The organism is Paraflavisolibacter caeni (genome assembly GCF_025628885.1).
GTDB classification, from domain to species: Bacteria; Bacteroidota; Bacteroidia; order Chitinophagales; family Chitinophagaceae; genus Flavisolibacter; species Flavisolibacter caeni.
Genome location: NZ_JAOTIF010000001.1, coordinates 926,051 through 951,018, shown reverse-complemented (window position 1 = coordinate 951,018; position 24,968 = coordinate 926,051). Strand labels below are relative to the sequence as shown.

The 24,968-nt window shown below is 40.7% G+C and carries 19 protein-coding genes; 7 read left to right on the top strand and 12 right to left on the bottom strand.

All coding sequences use genetic code 11. From position 1 onward, the window contains the following. Positions 1-2: 2 nt before the first annotated feature. From OCK74_RS03955 to OCK74_RS03930, 6 genes are all read right to left on the bottom strand, one after another. Positions 3-443 (bottom strand): carboxymuconolactone decarboxylase family protein, encoded by a 441-nt coding sequence (locus tag OCK74_RS03955; RefSeq protein ID WP_279295695.1) that lies wholly within the window; start codon positions 441-443, stop codon positions 3-5. Between the two features lie 62 nt (positions 444-505). Continuing rightward, positions 506-1,081: a Crp/Fnr family transcriptional regulator gene (locus tag OCK74_RS03950; RefSeq protein WP_279295694.1), complete on the bottom strand. Its 576-nt coding sequence runs from the start codon at positions 1,079-1,081 to the stop codon at positions 506-508. An 11-nt stretch (positions 1,082-1,092) separates the two neighbouring features. Then, on the bottom strand, positions 1,093-3,393 hold the full coding sequence (locus tag OCK74_RS03945; RefSeq protein ID WP_279295693.1) for a B12-binding domain-containing radical SAM protein: 2,301 nt from the start codon (positions 3,391-3,393) through the stop codon (positions 1,093-1,095). A gap of 29 nt (positions 3,394-3,422) precedes the next feature. Further along, on the bottom strand, positions 3,423-4,616 hold the full coding sequence (locus OCK74_RS03940; protein ID WP_279295692.1) for an MFS transporter: 1,194 nt from the start codon (positions 4,614-4,616) through the stop codon (positions 3,423-3,425). A 137-nt stretch (positions 4,617-4,753) separates the two neighbouring features. Then, entirely contained in the window at positions 4,754-5,344 is a 591-nt protein-coding gene (locus tag OCK74_RS03935; RefSeq protein WP_279295691.1) for a Crp/Fnr family transcriptional regulator, read from the bottom strand. 396 nt (positions 5,345-5,740) lie between these two features. After that, a complete protein-coding gene (locus OCK74_RS03930; protein WP_279295690.1) occupies positions 5,741-6,652 on the bottom strand; it encodes an SDR family oxidoreductase in 912 nt (303 codons plus the stop codon). Positions 6,653-6,857: 205 nt separating this feature from the next. Between OCK74_RS03930 and pfkA the strand changes: the two genes are divergently transcribed. Together pfkA and pyk are read left to right on the top strand one after the other, a co-directional pair. Beyond that, positions 6,858-7,841 (top strand): 6-phosphofructokinase, encoded by a 984-nt coding sequence (gene pfkA / locus OCK74_RS03925; RefSeq protein WP_279295689.1) that lies wholly within the window; start codon positions 6,858-6,860, stop codon positions 7,839-7,841. Between the two features lie 146 nt (positions 7,842-7,987). Then, positions 7,988-9,481: a pyruvate kinase gene (gene pyk, locus OCK74_RS03920; protein ID WP_279295688.1), complete on the top strand. Its 1,494-nt coding sequence runs from the start codon at positions 7,988-7,990 to the stop codon at positions 9,479-9,481. Between the two features lie 116 nt (positions 9,482-9,597). Here the strand turns inward: pyk and OCK74_RS03915 are convergent, their stop codons facing one another. Further along, complete coding sequence (locus OCK74_RS03915) at positions 9,598-11,892, bottom strand: TonB-dependent receptor (protein WP_279295687.1); 2,295 nt, start codon at positions 11,890-11,892, stop codon at positions 9,598-9,600. A 91-nt stretch (positions 11,893-11,983) separates the two neighbouring features. Between OCK74_RS03915 and OCK74_RS03910 the strand changes: the two genes are divergently transcribed. Both OCK74_RS03910 and OCK74_RS03905 read left to right on the top strand, forming a co-directional pair. Next, entirely contained in the window at positions 11,984-12,646 is a 663-nt protein-coding gene (locus OCK74_RS03910; protein WP_279295686.1) for a metal-dependent transcriptional regulator, read from the top strand. A 145-nt stretch (positions 12,647-12,791) separates the two neighbouring features. Next, positions 12,792-13,325 carry a DUF1542 domain-containing protein gene (locus tag OCK74_RS03905; RefSeq protein ID WP_279295685.1) on the top strand — a complete coding sequence of 178 codons (534 nt, stop codon included), beginning with the start codon at positions 12,792-12,794 and terminating at the stop codon, positions 13,323-13,325. Between the two features lie 78 nt (positions 13,326-13,403). Here OCK74_RS03905 and accC read toward each other — a convergent pair whose 3' ends face one another. From accC to efp, 4 genes are all read right to left on the bottom strand, one after another. Further along, positions 13,404-14,741 carry an acetyl-CoA carboxylase biotin carboxylase subunit gene (gene accC, locus OCK74_RS03900; protein ID WP_279295684.1) on the bottom strand — a complete coding sequence of 446 codons (1,338 nt, stop codon included), beginning with the start codon at positions 14,739-14,741 and terminating at the stop codon, positions 13,404-13,406. Between the two features lie 45 nt (positions 14,742-14,786). After that, complete coding sequence (locus OCK74_RS27915; RefSeq protein WP_423803133.1) at positions 14,787-14,891, bottom strand: four helix bundle protein; 105 nt, start codon at positions 14,889-14,891, stop codon at positions 14,787-14,789. Between the two features lie 124 nt (positions 14,892-15,015). After that, on the bottom strand, positions 15,016-15,504 hold the full coding sequence (accB, locus tag OCK74_RS03895; protein WP_279295683.1) for an acetyl-CoA carboxylase biotin carboxyl carrier protein: 489 nt from the start codon (positions 15,502-15,504) through the stop codon (positions 15,016-15,018). Positions 15,505-15,685: 181 nt separating this feature from the next. Continuing rightward, complete coding sequence (efp, locus tag OCK74_RS03890; RefSeq protein WP_279295682.1) at positions 15,686-16,249, bottom strand: elongation factor P; 564 nt, start codon at positions 16,247-16,249, stop codon at positions 15,686-15,688. Positions 16,250-16,446: 197 nt separating this feature from the next. On the opposite strand from efp, the gene OCK74_RS03885 reads away from it, so the two are divergent. The 3 genes from OCK74_RS03885 to mdh all read left to right on the top strand — a co-directional run bounded on the left by OCK74_RS03885 (position 16,447) and on the right by mdh (position 21,630). Continuing rightward, positions 16,447-16,941, top strand: coding sequence for a TlpA family protein disulfide reductase (locus tag OCK74_RS03885; protein WP_279295681.1), 495 nt, complete (start codon positions 16,447-16,449; stop codon positions 16,939-16,941). Between the two features lie 1,084 nt (positions 16,942-18,025). Beyond that, positions 18,026-20,635 carry a BamA/TamA family outer membrane protein gene (locus OCK74_RS03880; protein WP_279295680.1) on the top strand — a complete coding sequence of 870 codons (2,610 nt, stop codon included), beginning with the start codon at positions 18,026-18,028 and terminating at the stop codon, positions 20,633-20,635. Positions 20,636-20,697: 62 nt separating this feature from the next. Continuing rightward, positions 20,698-21,630 (top strand): malate dehydrogenase, encoded by a 933-nt coding sequence (gene mdh / locus OCK74_RS03875; RefSeq protein ID WP_279295679.1) that lies wholly within the window; start codon positions 20,698-20,700, stop codon positions 21,628-21,630. A 597-nt stretch (positions 21,631-22,227) separates the two neighbouring features. Here the strand turns inward: mdh and OCK74_RS03870 are convergent. After that, the gene (locus OCK74_RS03870; protein ID WP_279295678.1) at positions 22,228-24,810 is read right to left on the bottom strand and encodes a S8/S53 family peptidase; all 2,583 of its coding nucleotides are present in this window, start codon (positions 24,808-24,810) and stop codon (positions 22,228-22,230) included. Positions 24,811-24,968: the final 158 nt, after the last annotated feature.

Here is a 24,968-nt window from a genome sequence, read left to right as displayed (position 1 = left end):
ACTTAATTTTCAAGTTCCATTTGTGTGCTGACAGCGATCCTATTCCAGGCATTAATAGTTACAATAGCCATGATAATTTGTGATAAATAGTTTTTATCAAAAATCTTTTCTGCTTTTTCGTAGATCCTTCCCGACAATCCAGTCTGATGAATCAAAGTAATTTCTTCTGTAAGTGCCAGGATAACACGTTCTTCCTCAGTAAACAAATCCGTTTCCCTCCAGGCGTTGAGCAAAAATATTCTTTGAGCAGTTTCACCATTTTTTAGTGCATCTCTTGTATGTATATTGATACAGAATGCACAACCATTGATCTGGGATGCTCTGATTTTAATAAGCTCCTTGTGCGTTTTGGTAAGTTGGGTGTCTTGAAGATACTTCTCTAAACCGAACATTGCTCTATACGCTGCAGGCTCAACTTCTTGAATGTTTAATCTTTGTTCCATGTGTATAGCTTTTTAATTGACTGCAAGCTATACAAGACAAAATCCCCAAAAATTAAACTGGTTTAAGAACGTGTTTTATTCCTGATTTCACTGAGATATTCTGGTGTAAAACCCAGGTATGATGCTAATAGGTATTGGGGCACTCTTTGGAGGAACTCCGGAAAATTATCCCTGAAGTGTAGGTACATTTCCTCTTTTGAAAAATCATAATGGTATTTCATCCGGATTTGTGAAGAAGCAAATGCCCGCTGGTAAACAAACCTGAAGTATCGCTCCATTTGAGGGAATTGCTGGAGCAGTTTTTCATATGATAGATAATCAATAGCTAAGACAACAGACTTTTCTACTGCCTGTATGTTAAAAGTTGCAGGGCCTTGATTTTCAAATGCAAAGAGATCAGTCATCCACCAGTTTTCGATCGCAAACTGGGTAGTCTGTTCTATCCCATTCTCTTTGATAAAGAACATCCTCAAACAACCTTCAAGTACAAAATATTGACACCTGCAAATATTTCCTTCCGTAACCAAATTCTCCTTTTTCTTTACATGAATGAGCTGAAAGAAATTGAGAATCTCTGGAAAATCCACTTCATTGATTTTGACAAACTTTGCAAGGTGCTTTTTGAATTGTTCTGCCATGTCTTTTATAATTAAAACCGCAAAAGTCCCGCTTTGTATAGAGTATTCACAGGTTTATTGTCCCAGAACAATTCAAAATCTTCCAAACCTGCTTTTTCATAGTCAGCTTTGATCATCTGAACAGTAAATGTTGCAGGATTATAAACACTAAGTTGAATCAACATATTTTCTAACCATACTCCTTTTTCAGGTTCTACATGAATAGCAAGTGTATTTTTTTTAGTTTGAAAGGTAAGAGACATCACCTCCCACTGGCTACCTTTTTTTGACTTTACAAAAGTTTCAGTCTTCGGCTGCTTACCCAGCCATATCACCTTACTGTTTACATTAAACGAAGAGTATTCCGGATCTTCAATCGCTTTCCTGATATAGTCAGCGGCAACACTCGTTTTAGGCACCTTGAAGTCAAACCATTTCTGCAAGGAATAATCAAAACAGTTGGCATGCATATAATTCAACAAGGCTTTATTCAACCCATAACCAAACTTTTCATGTTCAGCCCCTGATGGATCAATATGCTCTATGTCATTGTTAGCGAAAGTACCAATAACTTCTACCCGCTTTTGAACCGAAAATTTCTCAGGTTCCAATCCTATAGGGCTATGTGCTGTCATGGTAAACAGGTGCCAATATGCAGATTGAAGAACACCCGTTTCAAAAAGCTGTCGAACCATCTCGAGTGAGTCAATGGTTTCCTGCTCGGTTTGTGTAGGAAAGCCATACATCAGGTAGGCATGTACCATAATGCCGGCCTCAGTAAAATGTTTACATACCCGCGCCACTTGTGCCACGGTAATACCTTTATTGATCAACTTGAGCAGACGGTCTGACGCCACTTCAAGCCCGCCACTCACAGCAATACAACCCGAAGCCTTTAACAACAGGCAGAGATCCCGGGTAAAGCTTTTTTCAAATCGCACATTGGCCCACCAGGTAACAACCAGTTTGCGGCGGATGATCTCAATGGCCAGTGCTCTCATCAGGGCCGGCGGTGCTGCTTCATCCACAAAATGAAAACCATTCTGTCCGGTTTGCGCAATGATTTCTTCCATGCGGTCAACCAACAGGGATGCTGTTATAGGCTCGTAATTTTTGATATAGTCCAGCGAAATATCGCAGAAAGTACATTTACCCCAATAACAACCATGAGCCATTGTCAATTTGTTCCACCTCCCGTCGCTCCATAGGCTATGCATGGGGTTGATGACTTCAATAGCAGATATATACTGATCCAGGTAAAAATCGCTGTAATCCGGCGTACCTACCTGCCCCTGCTTGTAGTCAGTACAAGCTGTATTATTGATATAAGTAACTACTCCATCAACAAGTGTGAATGTCCGTTTTAGCTCCTGAAAAGATTTTTTCCCATCTATATATGCAATAAGTTGCTCCAAAGGCGCTTCCCCATCATCGAGTGTGACATAATCGTAAAATTCAAACACGCGGGGATCGCTGAGCGAACGTAATTCCGTATTGGCAAATCCTCCTCCCATCACAACTTTAACACCAGGGTAATGCTTCCGTATCCACTGCCCACAACGGAATGAAGTATATAAATTGCCGGGGAAAGGCACCGAAAATGCAACCAGTTTCGGCTGAATTGCCTCCATCTTTTGTTGCAGAAGGTCAATCAGTAGATAATCGACATAAGTATAATCCTGTTGCAGGGCAGCATATAATTCATCAAACGAGTTGGCAGACCGGCCCAGGCGTTCTGCATAACGGCTGAAACCGAAATGCTCATCCACAGTTTCCTTGATCAGATCACTCAGATCTTCAAGGTACATAGTAGCGAGATGTTTGGCCATATCCTGCGTACCCATACTCCCAAATGCCCATTGCAGATCCTCAAGCTGGGCAAAACGCTCTGCTTCAGGTAAAAATTCCCTTTTGCAGATCAGGTGGGCAAGTGTTGGGCGCTTACCCTGCAGAAAAAGTACCACATCATCAATAGTATTGATATAATCATCCTTCAACGCAATGATCCTTTCCACATTAGTAGAAAGTGACTGCAATCCGTTTTCCAACACTTGCGCTCCCCCTTTCCTGTTATTCAACTGTTCTTTTCCTTCTACCTTTAGAAAACTTTCTCCTGGTTGGCGACCCACAGCCTCTCGTTTACTTTCAATATGAGCAAAGAGCCGCTCCAGGCCACTTTTACAGAAAAGTGCCAGTGTAACTTCAATCCCAAGGTCAGCCTGGTATGCTGGAATATGTTTCGTGTTTAGAAACCCCTTAAGGTAAGCGGTAGCAGGATAAGGTGTATTAAGTTGCGTGAAAGGCGGAGTAATCAAAAAAACAGGTGCTTCCAAAACGGCTGATTTAATCTGCAAAAATATCTCTAATTAGTGATTGGATCACAACGCCTGTTTCCTGAAGTTTTCATAAATCTCTGCAGGATAACATTGAAAACAGCAAGTAATCCAAATAATGCCATTAAAGAGGTAGACCACGCCCAGCCGCCAATATGATAACATTGTATTGCCAGGAACGCACCCAAAGCTCCTCCAATAAAATAACTGGTCATATAAACTGTATTAATTCTGCTGTTGGCTAAATGATCTAACGAGTATATAATAGCAATATTAGTTACCTGGGTTGCCTGCACACCGATATCCAGTAAAATGACGGTAATCCATACTGCGGCAATTGCCCCTGGAGATAGTTTAAGTAGTAAAATACTCAAAAACGTAAGGCTGGTTGAGAACAACAACGACCTGGTTGTAGAACCTTTATCGGCCAACTTTCCGAAGATGGGTGCAATCAGGGCACCGGCTGCAGCAAGAAGCCCAAACATCCCAATACTTGAGGCTGAATAGTGAAACGGTGTACCACTTAGGTAAAAAGTAAGCGTTACCCAGAAAGCACTGAGCGTACCAAAAGCCAACATTCCCGTTATCGCAGACTGGCGCAGTTGTGGAAATCTGGCAAATTGCGCAATTGTCGATTTCAAAAGCCCGGTATAAGTCCCATTAAAACGTTCAGGTACCGATCTGAAATCTGCCTGCATTAAAATAGCAGTTCCCAATACCATAAGCGCTGAAATAATATATACATATTGCCAGCCTAGCCAGCTTGTTATAAAGCCGCTAAAAACCCTTGCGCACAGTATGCCCACTAAAATACCGGTAAATATTTGCCCAACTACTTTTCCCCTATTCTCCGTTACAAGGCTCGCTGCCATAGGCAAGACGACTTGTGCCACAACGGAGAAAGCACCAATCGCAAAACTCCCCAAAAACAGCATCCAAATATGAAATGAAAAAGCCATCAGTAATAGTGATACGATCAGCCCCATCTGCAAATAAAGAATCAACTTTTTCCTTTCGATCATATCACCTATTGGTGTAAGAAAAAATAAGCCGACCCCGTAGCCTATTTGCGATAAAACAGAAACGATGCCTGCTTTTTCAGTATCAATATGAAAACTTTGGGCAATAGCATTGAGAATAGGCTGGCTATAATAAACATTAGCCACGCATATCCCTGCTGTAGTCGCCATGATGAGAATCTGTGTTTTAGAAAGAGAAGCCATAACCAAATTGTTTTTATTCTTTTAATCCTGTATTGCCTTAATTGACAATACAAAGTTGACCATGGCAAGCACTTTCTATCAATGAACTGGTTTAGTAAATTATCCCGAACTAAATCAGGCAAAAAAGTTGAAATAGTTCAACTTTTTTGTATTGTCCTCTTTTTCCGAAGCTTTGAAAGGTATTCGGTAGTCATGCCCAGGAAAGAAGCCAATGCATATTGAGGGACGCGCATTGCAACATCTGAATATTGCTCTAAAAACAATTGATAGCGTTGTTCAGCGGTTTTCGTAAGGTTGGTAATCACCCTGCGAGCCATATAAGCTGCGGTGCGTTCAGCCAAAATCCTGAAAAAGGTTTCAAACTTATGATTTGCGCTTTTTAATTTCTGTTCGGTTTCAAAATCTATTTGCAACACAATACTATCTTCCAGGGCCATTACAAACATAGTGGCTGGCTGCTGAAAAATATAACTGTTATAATCAGTGATCCACCAGTCATCGATAGCAAACTGTATAGTATGCTCCTGGCCCTCATCGCCTATTACAAAAGCCCTGAAACTACCATGCACCACATAATATCTATGCTTAGCCGTGAATTCAGGTTGTACTATAAACTGCCTTTTCTTGATGATCGCTTTCTTAAAGCAACTGCAAAATTCAATGAGTTCATCCTCTGTAAAGGGCACTCTTTTGAGAACATGTTGTTTTAACTGACCGTATTCTACCATGAAAAGAAAAATATTATAGCTGTTTCAAATAAACCCTTCAAATCCAAATTCCGAAATCCGAATTCCCAAATCCCCATTACCATCTATCATCAATCATCTTCTCCTCCCCGATTCGTCATTCCAATTGTCCCTTATAGTAATCTTATAGGAAACTTACAGTAAAGTTATAGTAAACTTATAGTAGAGTTATAGTAAACATTAGCCGTACATCCTAACTACATCCTCCTCGACCACTCCTATACTACTCCGGATCAACCCCGTATCTAAAGTATACCTACGCCCTACTATCCCCTTATCCAACCCACCCATACCTATAGTATAGCTGAAGCATACCTGAAGCACGAAACAGATTTTGTCCCTTCCAAACTCCAAACCTCAAACTCCAAACTCATCCCCTCATCTATCTTCTCCCCCACTCGTCATTCCCAAGGTTCTCCTCAACCCCTCTTCAAACGTAACTGGCTGATACGCCAACTCCCTCTTGGCCTTACTCAAATCAAAAATTGTCCGCCCCGGCCGCTTGGCTGGTTGTTGAAAATTATCTGCCGTTACTCGTTTCACCAAACTTTCATCCTTCTCCAAATACCTGGCAACTGCACATGCCATGCGAAAAGGAGTTAACACCTCTTCCCCGGAAAGATGAAATATTCCAGTACACCTCTTCTCAATAATACTTATTATTCCATCTACCAGGTCTTCAACATAAGTTGGCGTTCGCACCTGGTCATCTACAATACTGATTACCCTTCCCTCTTGAAGTGCTTCGGCAACCATACTCACAATATTATGTCGCCCCTTCAGGCACTTGCCGTATACCAATATCGGACGTACAATACTCCAATCATATGGATATTTTTTAACCTCTTCCTCAGCCAAAAACTTCGTCTGCCCATAATAATTTACCGGGTCAGCTGCACTTTCCTCTCTATAAATATTTTGTACACCATCAAAGATGAAATCAGTGGAAAGAAAAATGAAAAAGCTCCGGAGTTGAGCAGCCTTCTTTAACAAATGTATCGTTCCTGTTACATTCACCTTATAGGCCTCCTCCCTGTTCAGCTCACAATCATCAGGCTTAGACCAGGCACCGCAATGAACAACTACATCCGGTCGATGCTTCTGAAATACTTCTTCCACTGAAACTTCATCTGTAAAATCCATTGACTCAAAAACAAATTGCGCAGTATCAAATGGAAGCCGGCTCGCCCCTTTGCCCGTAGCAATAATTATATTTTTTTTCAATAACAGCTTTTGGACAAGATTTTGACCAATAAAGCCATTGGCACCAGTAATCAATATTTTTTGCATACTTAAAAATAATAAAGACCAACATGAAACCAACTGTCACTCATAAAATCTTACGTATTCTACTCAATTATTAATTATATTAACAAAAATCATATCTAACCCATGATTTTAACCTTAGTTGCTTAATAGACACAATACCTTAATTTTGGCCCCTACTTGACCAGGGGTCGGTAAAATTTAATTCTTATAAGAAATTAAAATACAAATGCAAAAGAAAGTTAACCGCATTGCTGTGTTAACCTCTGGTGGTGACTCCCCGGGAATGAACGCAGCTGTACGGGCAGTTGTTCGCACAGGGTTATTCTATGGATTGGAAGTATTTGGAATTATGAGAGGGTATCAGGGATTGATTGAGGATGATATCTTTAAAATGGAATCCCGCTCTGTAGCTAATATCATACAACGAGGCGGAACAATTCTGAAAACTGCACGTTGTAAAGAATTTTATACACCGGAAGGTAGAAAAAAAGCTTACGAAGTTTTAAAAAGAAGAGGTATTGACGGCCTCGTTATAATAGGCGGAGATGGCTCATTTAAAGGAGCCATGGCCCTGAGTAAAGAATACGACATCCCCTGCATAGGCCTTGCAGGTACCATCGATAAAGATATTGCAGGAACTGATTTCACTATCGGCTTTGACACTGCTGTTAATACTGCCATTGAAGCCATCGATAAAATACGCGATACCGCCGATGCTCATGACCGGCTCTTTATTGTAGAGGTAATGGGCAGAGATGCTGGTTACATAGCCCTGCACAGCGGTATTGCTACGGGAGCAGAAAATATCCTTATTCCCGAGCGGAAGACTAATATAAATGCTATCATCGATTCTTTAGTAGAAAAAGAAAGAAGAAGAAAGCTTGTAAACATTATTGTTGTAGCTGAAGGTGATGAAATTGGTGGTGCCAACGAAGTAGCAAGACTGGTAAAAGAACGGATGCCGAATATCGATGCTCGCGTTTGTATCTTAGGCCACATCCAAAGAGGAGGTTCTCCTACTGGCATAGATCGACTAATTGCTAGCCGCATGGGTTATCATGCCGTAGAATGCCTGATCGAAGGCAGGCACAATGTTTTTGTAGGCATTCAGAATAATAGAATGAATTACATTCCGCTGGATAGTGTAGGCAAAAAGAAAGGAACCATTAGCGAAGAATGGATGAAAATTGTTAAAATTTTGGCCAGTTAATTTCAGCACGAAAACACCGCCTTCAATCATATAAGCTGGGACATTTTTTGTAGAAACAAAAAGTTCATTAAAATCTATTTTAAAACCAAAGCACTCTGCAATAAAGCAGATGCGCCAAAATCTTCCTGTTAAAGGTTAGTATTAATATGTCACAAAATTTAGAAAAGTATCTGCATAAAGAAATGGATATGCAGGCAGGTATTGAGCACTCCTTTCATCGCACGAAAATTGTTGCCACAGTAGGACCAGCCTGTGATACATATGAAAAATTATTAGAACTTGTAAAAGCAGGCGTAAACGTTTTCCGCCTCAACTTTTCCCATGGTTCTCACGAGAATAAAGCAGAGGTGATCCAACACATCCGCAAAATCAATAAAAAGGAGCCGTACAACATTTCTATCTTGGCCGACTTGCAAGGTCCTAAACTTCGCGTTGGCGAAATAGAAAATGATGGCCTTGAAATAGTGCCCGGCGATGTGCTCACTTTTACTTCCAAAGAAAAAGTTGTTGGTACTAAACAAAAAATCTATGTTTCCTATCCCAACCTCCACCAGGACGTGGAAATTGGAAACAAAATCCTGATTGATGATGGGAAGCTGGAGGTTGTTGTTTCTGAAATAACAGCTGAAGGAGATGTGAAGGTGATCGTTACATACGGAGGTATACTGAGACCTAAAAAGGGCGTTAACCTTCCCGATACAAAAATTTCTTTACCGGCACTTACTGAAAAAGACCTTGCTGACCTGGAATTTATTATAGGCCAGGAGGTAGACTGGATCGCACTTTCGTTTGTGCGGAAAGTTGATGATATCATCGACCTGAAAAGAAGGCTGGCAGAAAGAGGATGCAAATCCAAAGTGATCGCCAAGATCGAAATGCCTTCTGCCCTTGAAGATATCAGGAATATTATCCTGGAATCTGATGCCGTAATGGTGGCCCGTGGCGACCTCGGTGTTGAGCTGCCTGTAGAAAAAGTTCCAATGGCTCAGCGTGATATTATCCGTAAATGTATCCACCGTGCTAAGCCCGTTATCGTAGCTACACAGATGATGGAGAGCATGATCGACCGTATCAAGCCTAACCGTAGCGAAATCACAGATGTTGCAAATGCTGTGCTTGAAGGCGCAGATGCGGTAATGTTAAGTGGCGAAACAGCTACTGGCCAACACCCTGCCCTGGTTGTTCAAACAATGAAAAAAATCATCATGGAAGTAGAAAGAACAGAATACCGCTACAACCGTGAAGAAGATCTGAGACCTCAACCAAAATCTCCCTCATTCCTGAGCGACGCTATCTGTTACAATGCATGTAAAATAGCCCACGATGTAAATGCAGACGCCATCATCGGTATGACGCAAAGTGGTTATACTGCGTTTATCCTAAGCAGTTACCGTCCTAAATCTCCTTTGTTTGTCTTCACTAAAGAAAAAACTCTTGTCAACCAGTTAAGCTTAAGCTGGGGCGTACGTGCTTTCTACTATGGTGAAGAAGTAAGCCTTGACGATATCGTTTATGACCAGATCGATATCCTGAAAGAAAGAGGATTCTTGAAAGAAGGTAATATTGTTGTGAATACAGGAAGCACCCCTGTGCAACTGCATCTGCCTACAAACGTGATCAAGATCACAAAAGTGGTTTAATTCATCTCACATAATGACAAAAAGCCGGAAGCTAACAACTTCCGGCTTTTCATTTCCCTAACCTGTTCAAAAACCAAACGTTCTTCCTAAACTCCCCCTCTGGAAGCTAGAGAATATCATTTTACATTTACCCTTACTCCTGCGAAAAACCTTAATCCCTGGTTAGGCGCATATACATAGGAAGGATCAAATGTCAGCGCATAAGGATTCTCTTGAGAAGCCCTAACACTTCCATCTGTATGATACTCAACTTTCTTGTCAAACGGATCTTGCGCCCGTGCAATAATAAAAGGATTATTTTTTGCCGGTGTCCAGTTCAACAGGTTCTTGATTCCACCAAAAGCTTCTACCTGCCTGGATATCCACTTCGTAACTTGTATGTTTTGAATACTCCAAACTTCAGAATTTGGTCTGCGTGGATCTAAAGCATTAATAAGTGGCAGGCGCATCGGCCCATATACATTACCAGTATAATCCAAAGTAATACCTGGAGATGGAAAATTATACGTAAGCGCCCATGTGCCACTCCATCGCTCTGTCAACATCGGCCTTTCCTTAACCTTCTTGCCCGATCCATTTCTTTCTATCTTAGCAACATCCAGGTAAGTAAAGCCAAGATTTCCTTTCAATCTCTGTTGGATATTCATATCCAGATTCAAGGTAAAACCTTTAGAAAGTGCATGCCCATGCAGGTTATCATAGATGATCTTTTGCGGATCTGTATTATAATCTGCAATGATCTGGTTGTAAAAGTATGAATACCAAGCCGACACATCCAGGTTAAACCGGTTTGAATGGTTGCCTAACTGCCTTGAATAATTCAGGTTAACATTGTAGCTCTTCTCTGGCTTTAGAGCTTCCTTGATTTCAACTGACCTTGCGCCAGTTAGCGCGGCATGCTCTTCTGTAAATAAATTCACCACCCTGAATCCGGTTCCTGTATTCATCCTCAATACTTGCTTTTCATCCAGGCTCCACTTAAATGCAAACCTTGGTGTTAAAATCGCTTTATGAACTGGGTGATGATCATACCGCATACCTAGCAACAAAACCTTATTGCCATCTAATTTCCACTCATCTTGCACAAAAACACCGGGCAGAAAGTACTTCTCAGGGCGGTTGTCCCTGGTTAAAGTATCAATGGTTGCAGTAGAATTATCATCATAGTAATTGTAACGTCCCGCAGCGCCCACCAGGAAATTGTGCATCGGCAACAACTCTTTATCCCAAACCAGTTGACCAAAAACGATCTTCTGTTTTCCCATATAGGGCGTAGTGCCGTAATATGAATTCTGATCATGTGCCGTGGCTGAGAAAGAAAACATCAGCTTTTCCATCACAGGCAGTTGGTAGTTTCCAATCAGTTCCCATCGGCCTGTATAAATACTTTCTCCATATTCTTGATTACTACCCCTAAAATCTTTATTCCACTGCATTTCACCACCCCACCGGTCCTCATAAAAATATCGGGCAGCAATAGTAGCCATGCGGTTAAACTTGCGCTGTAGACTCCACTTATTGAAAACAGAAATCCTGTGTTGTAGGGTTACATCTGTAAAATTATCGCCATTACGATCCTCAGGATTTTGATAGTTAAAATAGTTGACACCCAGCAAAGAAGATATTTTATCCATCTTCCAGCGAAAGCCCAGGTCAACACTATGTTCTCGCCAACTGGTGCTCATAACATTGGCACTGAAAAGGGGTGCCTTCTCAGGTGATTTTGTGATGATATTGATCAGCCCTCCTACAGCCTCCGAACCATACAAACCTGAGGCAGGCCCTTTCACGATTTCTACCTGCTCAATCATTTGGCTTGGAATGCCAAACAACCCATACACAGATGAGAGGCTGCTTACAATGGGCATACCATCTATCGTAACCATTGTATATGGCCCTTCAAGCCCATTGATATGAATATCACCAGTGTTGCATACACTGCAATTGATTTGCGGCCTTACTCCGTTCACATTTTGCAATGCTTCAAACACGCTTGGTGCCGGGTTCTTTTTAAAGAACTGAGGATTGTAAACTTCAACTGCAATTGGACTTTCCAGTTTTTGCACAGCCCTCATTGTGCCCGTGATCACGACTTCTCCCAATACAGCGTTGGAAGGTTTCAAATCAATCAATAGAGTTGAAGTATCATGTTCCGAAAATTGAGCCACTTTATGGTAAGGCTCGTAGCCCACTACTGTAATATGAAGGGTTTGCTTTCCTTCCGGAAGCTTGAACTGAAAAAAACCGCTGGAATCGGAAATGATTTTTTGAGTGTTGGCAGAAACAGTCGCATTCGGCAATGCCTTGCCTTCACTGCTAACCCTTCCTTTTACAAGTATAGACTGTGCCTGCACACCAAGGGAAAACAGGCATAATAGACCCACCCATACAATGTTGGTATTTCGTTTCATAAATCGAAATTAAGTCATTATATGAATTTCCAAATACATTTTATTTGGCATGCCAAATAAAATCCTACAACCTAACCCTATAAATTTGCTTATGTCACATTTTGCACACCTCTCTGAAGAAAATTATTTGAAGGCGCTTTTTAAACTCAGCAGCAAACAGGTTAAAAAAGTGAATAACATAGCTTTGGCCAAGGAATTAGATCTCAACCCGGCAACAGTTCTGGAAATGGTTCGGAAACTTTCAGACCGCAAAATGGTGCAATTGATGCCAGACAAAACGATCCACCTTACTGAGAAAGGCAGGAAGAAAGCACTGCTTACTATTCGCAAGCACAGGCTCTGGGAAGTATTTTTAGTAGATAAACTAAACTATCAGTGGAGCGAAGTACACGAGTTGGCCGAGCAATTAGAACATATAGAATCCGAGGACCTGGTAAACAGGCTGGATGCTTTCCTTGGCTTTCCTGCATCAGATCCCCATGGCGATCCGATTCCAGACAAAAACGGCAAATTGACGCAAGTTCAATTAATCCCCCTTAAGGAAGTGGAATTAGGAAAAACCTACATCGTTCAAAGCTTTGCAGAAACTGCCGATTCCTTTCTTGACTATTTAAGTAAAGTTGACATCAGGCCGGCTATCAAAATCAAGATCCTTGATAGGAATGAATATGACCAGTCTTTAATTGTAGTGATCAATAAAAAACAGCTACATCTAAGCGAAAAGGTCGCCAAAAACATTCTGGTAAAACCCTGACCATCCACCATTGCCCATTCATCATTAACCATTCATTATCCATTGTTAAAATCAATCAACCCTATACGCATTTAACACAACATTTATTCTTTTATTTTTCTCTGGCACAAGATTCGATTTCATTTCATCACATTAATCGTTAACTATGAAGAAAATTGTTACCCTTTTGATTACTGCTGCGGCATTCACCACTTCATTTGCACAATCTAATGATATGGAAGAAGCCAAGAGAATCGTTCTTGGCGAGCGAAAAGATTCACGCACATCCTCACCTTCCAACGACCCTAAGGATGTGATTCTGGGTTCTGATGGCAGAAGAGTGGTTTACAATCCCAGAGATACCAGGTATCCTAGTGGCACTACATCCCGGTCCAGGACTGAACAAATAAATAGGGAGTATGATGCAAAGATTCGTTCTATCCGCAACAATCCAAACCTGTCCTCAGCAGAAAAAGAACGCATCATACGGGATCTGAATAATGAAAGAGCAAGAAGATTACGCGAAATAAACGGAGATAATAGAAGATATGAAGATCGAAGAAGGTATGAAGACAGAAGATATGATAGGAAAGATTGCGACGATGATGATAAGAATTACAAGGCCAAAAAGTCAAAAGGCAACAACGGAAATCATTATGGCTGGCAGAAAGGTAAGGGTAACCCTCACAAAAACATGTAACCTGGATTGACTTCAATAATAAATCGATTGATCCTTAAAAAAGGATGCATAAAAAAGCCCCGAAAACCGGGGCTTTTATTATTGCATTTTAAAATCTTCAAGAAACTTGGTTGTGAAATTCCCCGACCGGAAGCGCTCATCCTTCATTAACTGCAAATGGAAAGGAATGGTTGTTTTAACACCTTCGATTACATATTCACTCAAAGCCCTGTACATGGTATCAATAGCCTCTTCCCTGGTCTGAGCTACTGTGATTAGCTTTCCAATCATGGAATCGTAATATGGAGGAATCACGTAACCAGTATAAGCATGACTGTCCACTCGCACACCATGACCACCCGGCTGGTGTAATACAGTGATCTTTCCCGGGGAAGGACGGAAATCATTATAAGGATCTTCTGCGTTTATGCGGCATTCGATAGCATGCATCGCAGGTTCGTAATCTTTTCCTGATATCTTTTCTCCCATGGCTATTTTGATCTGCTCTTTGATCAAATCAAAGTTGATCACTTCTTCTGTTACACAATGTTCAACCTGGATACGGGTATTCATTTCCATGAAGTAGAAGTTCCTGTGTTTATCCACCAGGAATTCAATAGTCCCTACGCTTTCGTAGTTAATAGCAGCAGCAGCTTTTTTAGCAGCCTCACCCATTTTATGGCGCAATTCTGGTGTCATAAAAGGAGAAGGTGATTCTTCCACCAATTTCTGATGGCGACGCTGAATAGAGCAGTCTCTTTCACCTAAATGACAAACTGTACCATATTGATCACCAGCTATCTGTATTTCTATGTGGCGAGGTTCTTCAACGAACTTCTCCATATAAATATTATCATTCTTGAAAGCCGCCCCAGCTTCTGCTCTGGCTGTACTATAGGCACGTTCCATTTCGCTTTCTTCCCATACAATCCGCATCCCCTTTCCGCCACCGCCGGCTGTCGCTTTCAAAATCACAGGGTAGCCCATTTCCTTGCCAATGCTTTTAGCTTCCTCCAGGCTTTGCAACAAGCCTTCACTACCAGGAATAACCGGTACTCCCGCAGCGATCATGGTTTCCTTTGCCGTCATCTTATCACCCATTTTGGTGATCATTTCGGCTGTAGGTCCAATAAACTTAATTCCATGATCCTGGCATATCTGTGCAAACTTTGCATTTTCCGCCAGGAATCCATAACCAGGATGGATCGCATCAGCATTGGTAATTTCCACCGCAGCCATTAGATGAGGGATATTCAAATAAGAATCACTGCTTTGCGGTTTTCCTATGCACACAGCTTCGTCAGCAAACTTCACATGTAAACTGTCCCTATCGGCAGTCGAATAAACTGCAACCGTCTTGATACCCATCTCCCTGCAAGTCCGGATAACTCGCAAGGCAATTTCTCCACGATTGGCTATAAGTATTTTCTTGAACACGATTTTTAATTTGATAATGTCAAAATGAGCAACTGTAAAAATGAATTATGCATATTCCAAAGCTATTTTCATTATGTGAATAAAGTCAGCTTTACTTTCTGCATTTTGCGCTCCCATTATGTTTGCACTAATAGAAGTTCCAGGTTTGATAATTGATTAGCAAGTGCAAACTTTTCAATACTTTCCAGTTTTTCACAATACGAATCGTTGGATGAATCAAGTAAAATGTGAAAAAAAACACCTACTACTTCACATTTTCTAATTTGCCAATGAATTACATTGGCTCTACAAGAAAGAGCGGCTGATCATACTCCACTGGTGAAGCATCATCTACCAGTATTTTTACAATCTTACCCCTTACTTCACTTTCAATTTCATTAAACAGCTTCATAGCTTCAATAATGCACACAACTTTACCAGGAGTCACTTCATCACCAATAGCTACAAAGTCAGGCTTGTCGGGTGAAGGTCTGCGATAGAAAGTACCAATCATAGGACTTTTGATAGTCAGCAGATTGCTGACCTCTGGTGCACTCGATGCTTGTTTTTCTGGGGCAGGAGCAGCTGGCAACGCTTGTTGCGGCGCCTGGGATGGCAAAGAAACAGCAGGAAATGATTGCGGCATTGCTGTTGCCATTACCTGGGTAAAATGCTCTTCTTTGGATTTAATAGTAATTTTAAAATCTTTCTGTTCTACCGTTACTTCTCCAATATTTGAGTTGTTGACCAATTTGATCAACTCCTGAATTTGCTTGAAATCCATTTGTTTCAATTTTGTTTGATTTTGGTTTAAACAGGTGGGCTAAGTTAGAACTTCTACACTAAAATGATTAAATGATTTGCAGTGCATAAGTGTTTGCCCCTTAGCAAATACTTTTTGAATGCAATATAGAAAAAGAGCTCACAAAAGCTCTTTTTCTATCACCAAATCATTAATAAGAAGTTTATTTTACTCTTTCAACATAATCACCGGTCTTCGTGTTCACACGGATCATCTCTCCTTCATTCACAAATAAAGGAACCATCACCGTTGCACCAGTTTCCACAGTTGCTGGTTTTAAAGTACGCGTTGCCGTGTCACCTCTCATACCTGGCTCACTGTAAGTTACTAGAACAACAATTTTGTCCGGAAGTTCCACGCTCATTGGTTGCTCAGTCTCTGTATTAAACAATACTGAGACATTTTGGCCTTCCTTTAAAAACTGGGGAGCATCTACCATAGTCTCCGGTACAGCCACCTGTTCAAATGTCTCATTATCCATGAAGTTATAGCCGGTATCGTCCTTATACAGGTATTGATACTCTTTTCTTTCTACGCGAACAGGGAAAATATTATCCCCACTGTTCCAGGTTTGCTCAATAGTGCGGTTGTTATCCACACCTTTCAGTTTAGCCCAAACCTTTGCAGCAGCACGCGCTGTTTTGTTTTCTCCAAACTCAATCACTTTGTAAAGGCTACCGTCGAGCTTGATGATTAAACCGCGGCTGATATCTGAAGTAGATGCCATAAAAAAATCTCTAATTACTATTTAGAATTAAAAAATCAGTCGGCAAAACTATGACAAAAAGAGTGAAAGTGACAAACCGGACTTTTTTTAGTTTGCAGATTTTAATATTTCTCCAACCTAATCCACAATAGTTGAAGCAATCGTATGTTATTATTCCCATTTAACCATTTTCCTCAATAAAAACCTTTCTTTGTTGCATGAAAAAAATCATCCTTTTTTGTCTGATACTCCTAAGTTCTGCCTCCTACGCCCAGGTTGACAGCACCCTGCCTCCATTTAAACGCTTTCCCAATCTGCCACCCATACAATTACTCTTGGCAGATAGCACTACTAAATACACAAAAAAAGATATTCCTAAAAACAAACCAGTTCTACTCATGCTCTTCAGCCCCGACTGCAGCCATTGCCAACATACAGCCGAAGAAATGGTTCAAAGAAAGGATGAACTGAAAAACATAACTATTATTATGGCCACCCTGCATTCCATAAAAGAAATGAATGCCTTTGTGGACAAATATGGCCTTAATCAAATACCCAACGTCACTATTGGTAAGGACTTATATTATATTATGCCTTCCTTTTATGCTGTGAAAAATTTCCCCTACCTGGCATTTTATAACAAAAAAGGCCAATTGATCATGGGCTATGAAGGCTCTATGCCCCTCTCTAAAATCATCAACACATTTAAATAAAGCTCTGTTATAGGTCAATTTGCCTTGGTCCTTTCATAAACGACTTCCCTCTCCAAGGTCATATAAAACTTTTGCCTTTTACTTAATTGGAAAATGGCAAAGGCATATCCTATGTTACATAGTATATTGATCACATTTAGGAGGTTTAATATATTCCATCTGAAATCAACACTCGTTTTAGGGTAAATGGTAAGCACCTCGGTAATGATTGTATATACAAAAAAGAACAGGAACGTAATACTTATAATAAATATAGGATGATCAACTATTTGAAGAGAATCTTCCTTAAATATATAGTATAGCATATTCAAACTCATCAAAATAACCAGGAAGGAATAAAAAATAATATAATAAGAATATAATCTTCCTTCAGGAGCAAAAAACAAACCATCGCTTATCCAGGCAACCAAATACAGAGAAACAAAAAGGAATAACAACCATTTCTTTGAATGAAACAGCCCCCATCGTTTAAATTGCCAGGTAATAATAAGCGCCTCAAATAAAAAATATACATTATATACTTGACTCCCATCTATAAACTTCGTTCCAAGTGATATCCAGATAATTATTTCATTAATCATATTTATAAATAACAAACAGACTAATGGATAAAAATTACGTTCAATCTTCTTGAAATTAACGATGACAAAAAATAATGGAATCAAAACCGAGAAAGAAGAAATAAACATGAATTGAAAGCTGTCCATAGGATATTAATAACTATAACCAAAGAAATATTAAATAAAATAAAATACATATTAACCAATAATAGCAAATTAGTGATTCTCAAATAATGCAGAATACATATAACAAATATTAAACATTTGGTTGAAATTATTTTATGCTCTAAATTCTATTGCTGATAACCTATTGATCCTACCCTTTATGAAACAGTAATAAAGATCAGAAACTTTGGTTTTACTGATGTGCCTCATAAGCATATTATAACCATCGTAAAAAATCATACTTCTATTTTTTACTGTTCATCCCTACAGTACTTTAAACTCCCAGTTTTCTGGCAAGATTTTTTTAAGATTATAAAAGCTTATCAACCCTTCGCAGGCAGGATTATAAATTATTTGAAATGGCGCTCACCGGAAAATTTAAGGAGAGAACAGTTATGCTCGCTTCTGTTAAACAGAGGTCCAATCATGGAAGTTATTTTTCAAGCTGCACTCTTCTATCCATTTTTTTCCTGATTTCAGCAGTAGCAAATGCACAGACTGCTATCCCGGAGGTAAAGACAAAAACAGTCATCGCTGGAAAGCAGTACGACATAGACAAAACCTCCCAGGCGCTTTGGGGCCGGCACTATAGGGCAGAATGGGCAACCCCTGTCACAGTACCGGTTATCAACCTTGATACAGTAGCCGGTGGGTTGAATCCTGTAAAACTGGGCGGAGGTAGCCAATCCACAACTTTACACCTGGAAAATGATAAAGGCAAGAATTATGTGCTCCGCTCAGTAGTCAAAGACTTCAGCGGTGTGCTTCCCGAGATTTGCAAAGGCAGTTTCCTGGAAACGATTGCTATCGACCAGGCATCCATTGCGCATCCTTACGCTGCCCTTACTGTCCCTAAAATGATTGAAGCAGCTGGTATTTATCATACCAACCCACAAATTGTCTTTGTCCCTTACAGTAAAAGGCTTGGTTTATTCAATGCAAATATTGGCAATACCCTATGCCTTTTCGAAGAACACCCAAGCGGCAATCAGGAAGATGCCCCCAACTTCGGAAATTCTAAAAATGTAATAGGCACAGACGACCTCTTTAAAATTATTGGCCAGGATTATCACCACAAAGTTGACCAACTCGCTTTTGTAAAAGCCAGGCTATTCGATATGTTCGTTGGCGACTGGGGCCGGCATGAAGACCAATGGCGGTGGGCTTCGTTTCAGGTAGGGGAAGATACAATATACAAACCAATTCCCCGTGATCGCGATCAACTATACACAAAATTCGATGGCAGTATACTATCCATTGCATTGAAAGCTGCCGGCCTCGGCCATTTGGAATCCTTTGATTACAAAATCGCAAATATTAGGGAATACAATTTTTCCGCACGCCACCTTGATAAAAAATTGACAAATGAAGTTACCCGCAAGCAATGGACCGACATCGCCAAAGACCTCCAGCATGCCTTAACCGACACTGTTATTGAACAAGCCGTTAGACAATTGCCCCCGGAAGTATTCCCAATTTCCGGGCAGGAGATCATCGACAAGTTGAAGTCAAGAAGAAACCACCTTGTTAAATATGCAGATGAATATTACAGATTTTTAGCGTCCAACATAGATATCACCGGCACAGCTAAAAAAGACCTGTTTGAAGTAGAAAAGCTCGATAATAAAGAAACATCCGTAAAGATTTTTGGGGTTAATGAAGTTGGTGTTGATAAAGAGCCCTATTATCATAGGATATTCCTCCCTAAGGAAACTCAGGAAATCAGAATTTATGGACTGGATGATAATGACGTTTATAAATTAAAAGAATACAAACAAAATAAAACCAAAATAAGATTGATTCCTGGTCCTGGAAGAGATTCAATAAATGACGAATCCGAAGGCAGAGAAAAAATGAAACCAAAAATTTACGACACAGAAGGCTCCGGCTTCCAGACTTCGGGCAAAGTACACATTTCTTACAACTCAAATGTAAATGACTATCACTACGACGCCTTCAAACTGGATAAAAGTGGTTTCACAATGAAACCTGGCAACCGTTTGGGTATTGGCTATGCCATCCGTAAGGAGAAATGGGGTAAAAAGCCATTTGGAGTAGAGCACAGCCTGATTGGATACTATACAATTACCCGTGGTGGGCTCGCCGTAGAATACCGTACAACATTACCCCAACTGGTTGGGAAGTGGAATTTCGATGTTGGTGCACGGGCAGAGTTTCCTTTCGTAGTATACTTTTTTGGTGTGGGCAATAACACGGAACGTTCAAATAATCCGAATCGTTATTATCGCATGAGTATACATGAATTCAATACGGGGTTTGCATTTAACCGCTTGATCAAATCATCTCACTTCGTACAATTCCGGCCCTACTACCAGGTTATTAAGATTCTGGATGATAAAGATAAATTTATTGGCATGGCGTCCAACATCACGCCAATTCAAATGCAACAAAAATATTTCACGGGTGCTGAGGTTGCCTACAACTACATTAAATTAAATAATCCAAAGGCACCCACCCGGGGAATTAATTTCATGGCAGGAGTAAGCTATTCGCAAAATACAAAGATCAGTAGCAGAAATTTTACTCGTTATACTTCCTCCCTTGCACTCTATTTACCAATTTTAAATAACCTGTCATTTGCGGTTCGTGCAGGAGGCGCTACACTAAACGGGAAAGCAGAGTTTTACCAATTGAACCGCCTTGGAGGTAATGAGAATCTAAGAGGGCACCTTAGAGAGCGATTTTATGGGAAAACAACTTTTTACAACGATAATGAACTACGCTGGCTAATAAAAGTTCGAAGCTATGCCTTCAATGGCACAATTGGTCTTCTTGGCTTTGTTGATCACGGAAGAGTTTGGCAGCCCGGCGAAAAATCAAATAAATGGCACGTTGGCTACGGACCAGGAATTGTCATCGCTCCATTCGATAGACTTTGGCTCAACGGCACTTATGGGATATCTTCTGATGATACAGTTTTTCATTTGCAGGTAGGTTTCTTTTTTTAACACCCCTCCTCCCCTACCTTTGCTCCGCAAATTAGTTTCTCTTACATACAAAACTCAACACAATGAAAGTAACTGTTGTTGGCGCTGGCGCAGTAGGCGCTACCGTTGCAGATAACATTGCCCGGAAAGAACTTTGCAAAGAATTGGTATTGCTTGATATCAAAGAAGGAGTTTCTGAAGGAAAGGCACTCGACATGACCCAAACTGCAGCCATCCTTGGTTTCGACACAAAAATTATTGGCAGCACAAACGACTACAGTAAAACTGCTGGCTCTGATGTAGTAGTGATCACTTCAGGCCTCCCTCGTAAACCAGGCATGACCCGCGAAGAACTGATCGGGGTGAACGCTAATATCGTTAGAGGTGTTGCAGAAAACATCTTGAAGCACTCTCCAGATGCTATCTTGATCATCATCAGCAACCCAATGGACACAATGACTTATCTGGCCCTGCAAGCAACCGGTTTACCAAAGAACCGCATAATCGGTATGGGTGGTGCATTGGATAGCGCCCGTTTCAAATGCTACCTGAGCCAGGCACTGAACTGCTCTCCAGCTGATTTGAATGCAATTGTTATTGGTGGCCACGGTGACACAACAATGATTCCGCTGATTCGCTATGCAACATGGAACAGCGTGCCTGTAACCAACTTCTTAAGCGAAGAACAACAAAAACAAATTATTGCTGACACAATGGTTGGTGGCGCCACTTTAACCAAATTAATTGGAACCTCTGCCTGGTACGCTCCGGGTGCAGCTGGTGCAGCAATGGTAGAAGCCATTGTAAGAGACGAAAAGAAATTAATTGCTTGTAGTGTTGCGCTTGAAGGTGAGTACGGGCAAAATGACATTTGCATGGGTGTACCTGTAATCCTTGGCAAAAATGGCTGGGAAAAAGTAATCGACTATAAGTTGAACGCAGACGAACAAGCGCTGTTTAGCAAGAGTGCAGATGCAGTTCGCAACATGAACGATGTATTAAAAACATTGGCATAACTCCTCACAACTCAGTGAATTTAAAAGGGCTGACTCAAAAATATGAGCCAGCCTTTTTTAATATGATCTCCCACAAATGCTCAACATCCCTACAAATATTAAAGCCCAATCCATCCTTAATTCTTCAATCCCCCTATCCCCACCAACCCACTCAATACTTATTTCAGCAATTTCCACTTCCCAAACCAATACCGCCCCCTCCCCTTGCCACCCAACCCCACCATCCTTCCCCCCTGCTCTTACCGCTTTTTACAGGAATTGACCGCTTTTGTCCGGTTTTGACCACCAAAACCACATGCATCCTTCGTAGCTTCAGTATACCTTAAGTATACCTAAAGTATACCTAGAGTATACCTATAGTATACCCGGAGTATAGTTCAAGCACACCTGAAGCACACCTGAAGCATACTTAAAGCATACCTGAAGCACGAAACAGATTTTGACCCCTTCCTAATTCCCTCTTCACTTCCCCCTCCAACCCCAACCCCTACCTCCGAATCCGAAATCCCTCTATCATGCATCATCTTCTCTCCCCCATTCGTCATTCAAATCGTCCTTCCTGTCCATTCCACTGCGAAAAATCCTATTAATCCGCGGTTAATACACCACTAACTTTTGCACCCCAACTTTACCCTCATCACTTAGAATCCGGATAAAATAAATACCTTTTGAAAGAATAAGAGGAATCCTTTCCTCCTGGTTTTGAAGTTTGTATTCTTTTACTTTCCGGCCCTGAACATCAATAATATCGATTTGATACCTACCTGGCTCACTTGTTAATAAACTAACCGGTATGCCTTGTTGTACTGGATTCGGATAAACCACTACAGGCAAAGAAGAAAAATGAAAGACTGGAACGATCTCACTATATACAGCAGCGCCATTCAACAGCCTGAGTTGCAAACGATAATACTGGATACCTTGAACCAATGTACTGTCCCTGAACAAAAAAGAAAGGTCGAGAGGGCTACTTATAGATGATACATCAACAAAATTATTTCCAATCCTTTTTTGTAGAGTGATTTGAATTACATTATAAAGACTTCCCAACTCAGCTTTCAGCACAACAAAAGCATCCGTCTTTTCCAGTACATAAAAACCTCTTAAATAACAGCCTACACCTAGTGCTGCATAATTGATTGTATAGCTTTTTATTCCTGGTAATCCATCGACAACCGGAGCAACAGCATAAAACAATGATTGATCCTGCGATTTTTGTACCACTATAAAGGTATCCTGGGCCGCCGTAACAGGCTGCAAATATTGGTCGCCCAACCGGTAAATCTGGTAATTGCTGATTGCAGGCAAAGCATTCCAATACAATAAAAAAGAATCTTCACAATTAAAACCTACCTGCACCCTTGTTTGCTTGCTGATGACAAATGTATCAGATATAACCTCTGGTAAAGAATTGACAGACATACGCAGGATTGCCTTTTTCATAACATCCGGAGCCTGCCATCTATAATACGCTTTCTCCAGGGATACACGATCCGAAATGGTCTGCCAATTGCTGCCATCATACGAATATTCCAGCTTTGCGGCACCTGCCAGATCAGTTTGCCAGCGTAATATATTATTATCGCCAGCAATGATCTGACTACCATTAGAAGGAAAGGTCCACGTAAAACTATTTGCTGTATCCATTTGAATGGCTGCAAAGATCTTCTGCCTGTCTGTTGTGATCCTTGTTCCTTTTACCTGTAGTAAGTAAATGCCTGGTTGTGGATGATCAATTGTAATTTGTTCTACATTATTTAAAGTATCCAGCATCCTATGTGCCGGCCTTTGTAAAGAATCAACATGAGGAAATGAGCTAAGTACCCACGGCAACCAGCTTTCATTGGTTGCTGGCGATAGCAGCTTTGCATCAACATCGTTGACTAATGCCTTAACAGCATTAGGAGCAGCAGGAACATCAGTCCATGCTACAGTTACCTTTAATTGTAAAACACCCGCTGGGATAGATATAGGGAAAGTTTTTGACGCTCCACTGGAAACGGAATCAGATAAAATTCGGTTCTCCAAAACAGTTGAAACAGCTTTCCAGGCATTCAAGCTCCCATATCCGGAAGAATAATCAACATGTAAATTTCCAATATCATCAGCACTATTGATGATCACCGCTTTAACCAGTGCAGCATCCGGAGTAATCCCACTATGACTGTTCCTGTAAGCCTGTTGCACCAAAGCGATCGCTCCAGAAACCATGGCTGCTGCACCAGAACTGCCATCAGCTCCAAATGCCACTAGTTCAGGCTTAACCCTGCCATCAAAGGCGGGCCCTTTAGAACTCCGGGACTCTACAACATTAAATGAATCAACAGCACCTACAGTCAGTATGTTTTTAGCATGCTTGAAATTCCCGGTGAGGTTTCCATAACCTTTAAGACCAACGTATAAACCATTCGAGCCAGAAGTATCCCCTGAGTTGCCGCTGGAAAAAACATGCAACAAACCCGGATTATTTGTAGCACTTACATCATAAGCAAAAGCTTCGTTCCCGTAAAAACTTTCAACAGCTGTCCCATAGGAGTGATTCTGGATGGTAATATTATACTTTTGGAACACAGAATCAGGATCTGGTAAAAGTGAAGAAAAGCTGGAAGATGTAATAGTACTGGCAGGAGCTGCCCCCATTGCAAAAGGCGAAGAATTTGCAGCCCCGGCTGCTATAGTGGCCATAATAGAAGCATGCGTCGTCATACTGTTGGCGGCCCTGCCAGAATTGAAATAACGATTCTGGTAATCAATATCAGTAGAATCAAACTGCTGTTCCTTAATTGAAATGACTACCCCTTCTCCATTTACCTCGGGAAGTAAACTATGAGCATAATTCAACTTGTTCAGGGAAATATCAAGACTACCGGTAGTAAGTTCTTCTTTAGGCTGGTGGGAAATACTGGCAAATTTGGGATTAAACAGTTTCAGTACTTCTTCCAGTTGATCCTGCTTCACCTTTATTTTTATAATGTTTGCCGGAAGATAATGCTCCAATAACCTGAATTTTAGCCCAGTCCTTGGCAAGCTGCTGTCTTTATTGATAGCCACTACAATTTCTACGCTATCCTTCTCCTTTTTTGAAATTAATCGCTGCAGATCAACAGAAAGTTGCCGGTACCTGAATCTGCTGGTATCTTTTTGGGCAAAGCTTACCAGGAAGAAAAAAAAGGATATCATCAAAATAGAGGATCGCAGCATTAATCAAAGAAATTTATAATTTATTACCATCTTTTAAATAACAAATTAGCGAAACTCATCAAATCCGACACAACTCTTTATTTATTAAAAAAATTAAAGAATGATTGCATTAATTGTTAAAATAACCTATTTTGAAG

Bases quoted from the DNA above. Each gene is read 5' to 3' on its own strand.
- efp (WP_279295682.1), bottom strand. From the start codon at position 16,249: ATGGCATCTACTTCAGATATCAGCCGCGGTTTAATCATCAAGCTCGAC.
- OCK74_RS03955 (WP_279295695.1), bottom strand. From the start codon at position 443: ATGGAACAAAGATTAAACATTCAAGAAGTTGAGCCTGCAGCGTATAGA.
- pyk (WP_279295688.1), top strand. From the start codon at position 7,988: ATGTCACAAAATTTAGAAAAGTATCTGCATAAAGAAATGGATATGCAG.
- OCK74_RS03950 (WP_279295694.1), bottom strand. From the start codon at position 1,081: ATGGCAGAACAATTCAAAAAGCACCTTGCAAAGTTTGTCAAAATCAAT.
- OCK74_RS03870 (WP_279295678.1), bottom strand. From the start codon at position 24,810: ATGATATCCTTTTTTTTCTTCCTGGTAAGCTTTGCCCAAAAAGATACC.
- OCK74_RS03935 (WP_279295691.1), bottom strand. From the start codon at position 5,344: ATGGTAGAATACGGTCAGTTAAAACAACATGTTCTCAAAAGAGTGCCC.
- OCK74_RS03905 (WP_279295685.1), top strand. From the start codon at position 12,792: ATGAAGAAAATTGTTACCCTTTTGATTACTGCTGCGGCATTCACCACT.
- OCK74_RS03910 (WP_279295686.1), top strand. From the start codon at position 11,984: ATGTCACATTTTGCACACCTCTCTGAAGAAAATTATTTGAAGGCGCTT.
- OCK74_RS03880 (WP_279295680.1), top strand. From the start codon at position 18,026: ATGGCGCTCACCGGAAAATTTAAGGAGAGAACAGTTATGCTCGCTTCT.
- OCK74_RS03885 (WP_279295681.1), top strand. From the start codon at position 16,447: ATGAAAAAAATCATCCTTTTTTGTCTGATACTCCTAAGTTCTGCCTCC.
- OCK74_RS03915 (WP_279295687.1), bottom strand. From the start codon at position 11,892: ATGAAACGAAATACCAACATTGTATGGGTGGGTCTATTATGCCTGTTT.
- OCK74_RS03930 (WP_279295690.1), bottom strand. From the start codon at position 6,652: ATGCAAAAAATATTGATTACTGGTGCCAATGGCTTTATTGGTCAAAAT.
- OCK74_RS03940 (WP_279295692.1), bottom strand. From the start codon at position 4,616: ATGGCTTCTCTTTCTAAAACACAGATTCTCATCATGGCGACTACAGCA.
- pfkA (WP_279295689.1), top strand. From the start codon at position 6,858: ATGCAAAAGAAAGTTAACCGCATTGCTGTGTTAACCTCTGGTGGTGAC.
- mdh (WP_279295679.1), top strand. From the start codon at position 20,698: ATGAAAGTAACTGTTGTTGGCGCTGGCGCAGTAGGCGCTACCGTTGCA.
- accB (WP_279295683.1), bottom strand. From the start codon at position 15,504: ATGGATTTCAAGCAAATTCAGGAGTTGATCAAATTGGTCAACAACTCA.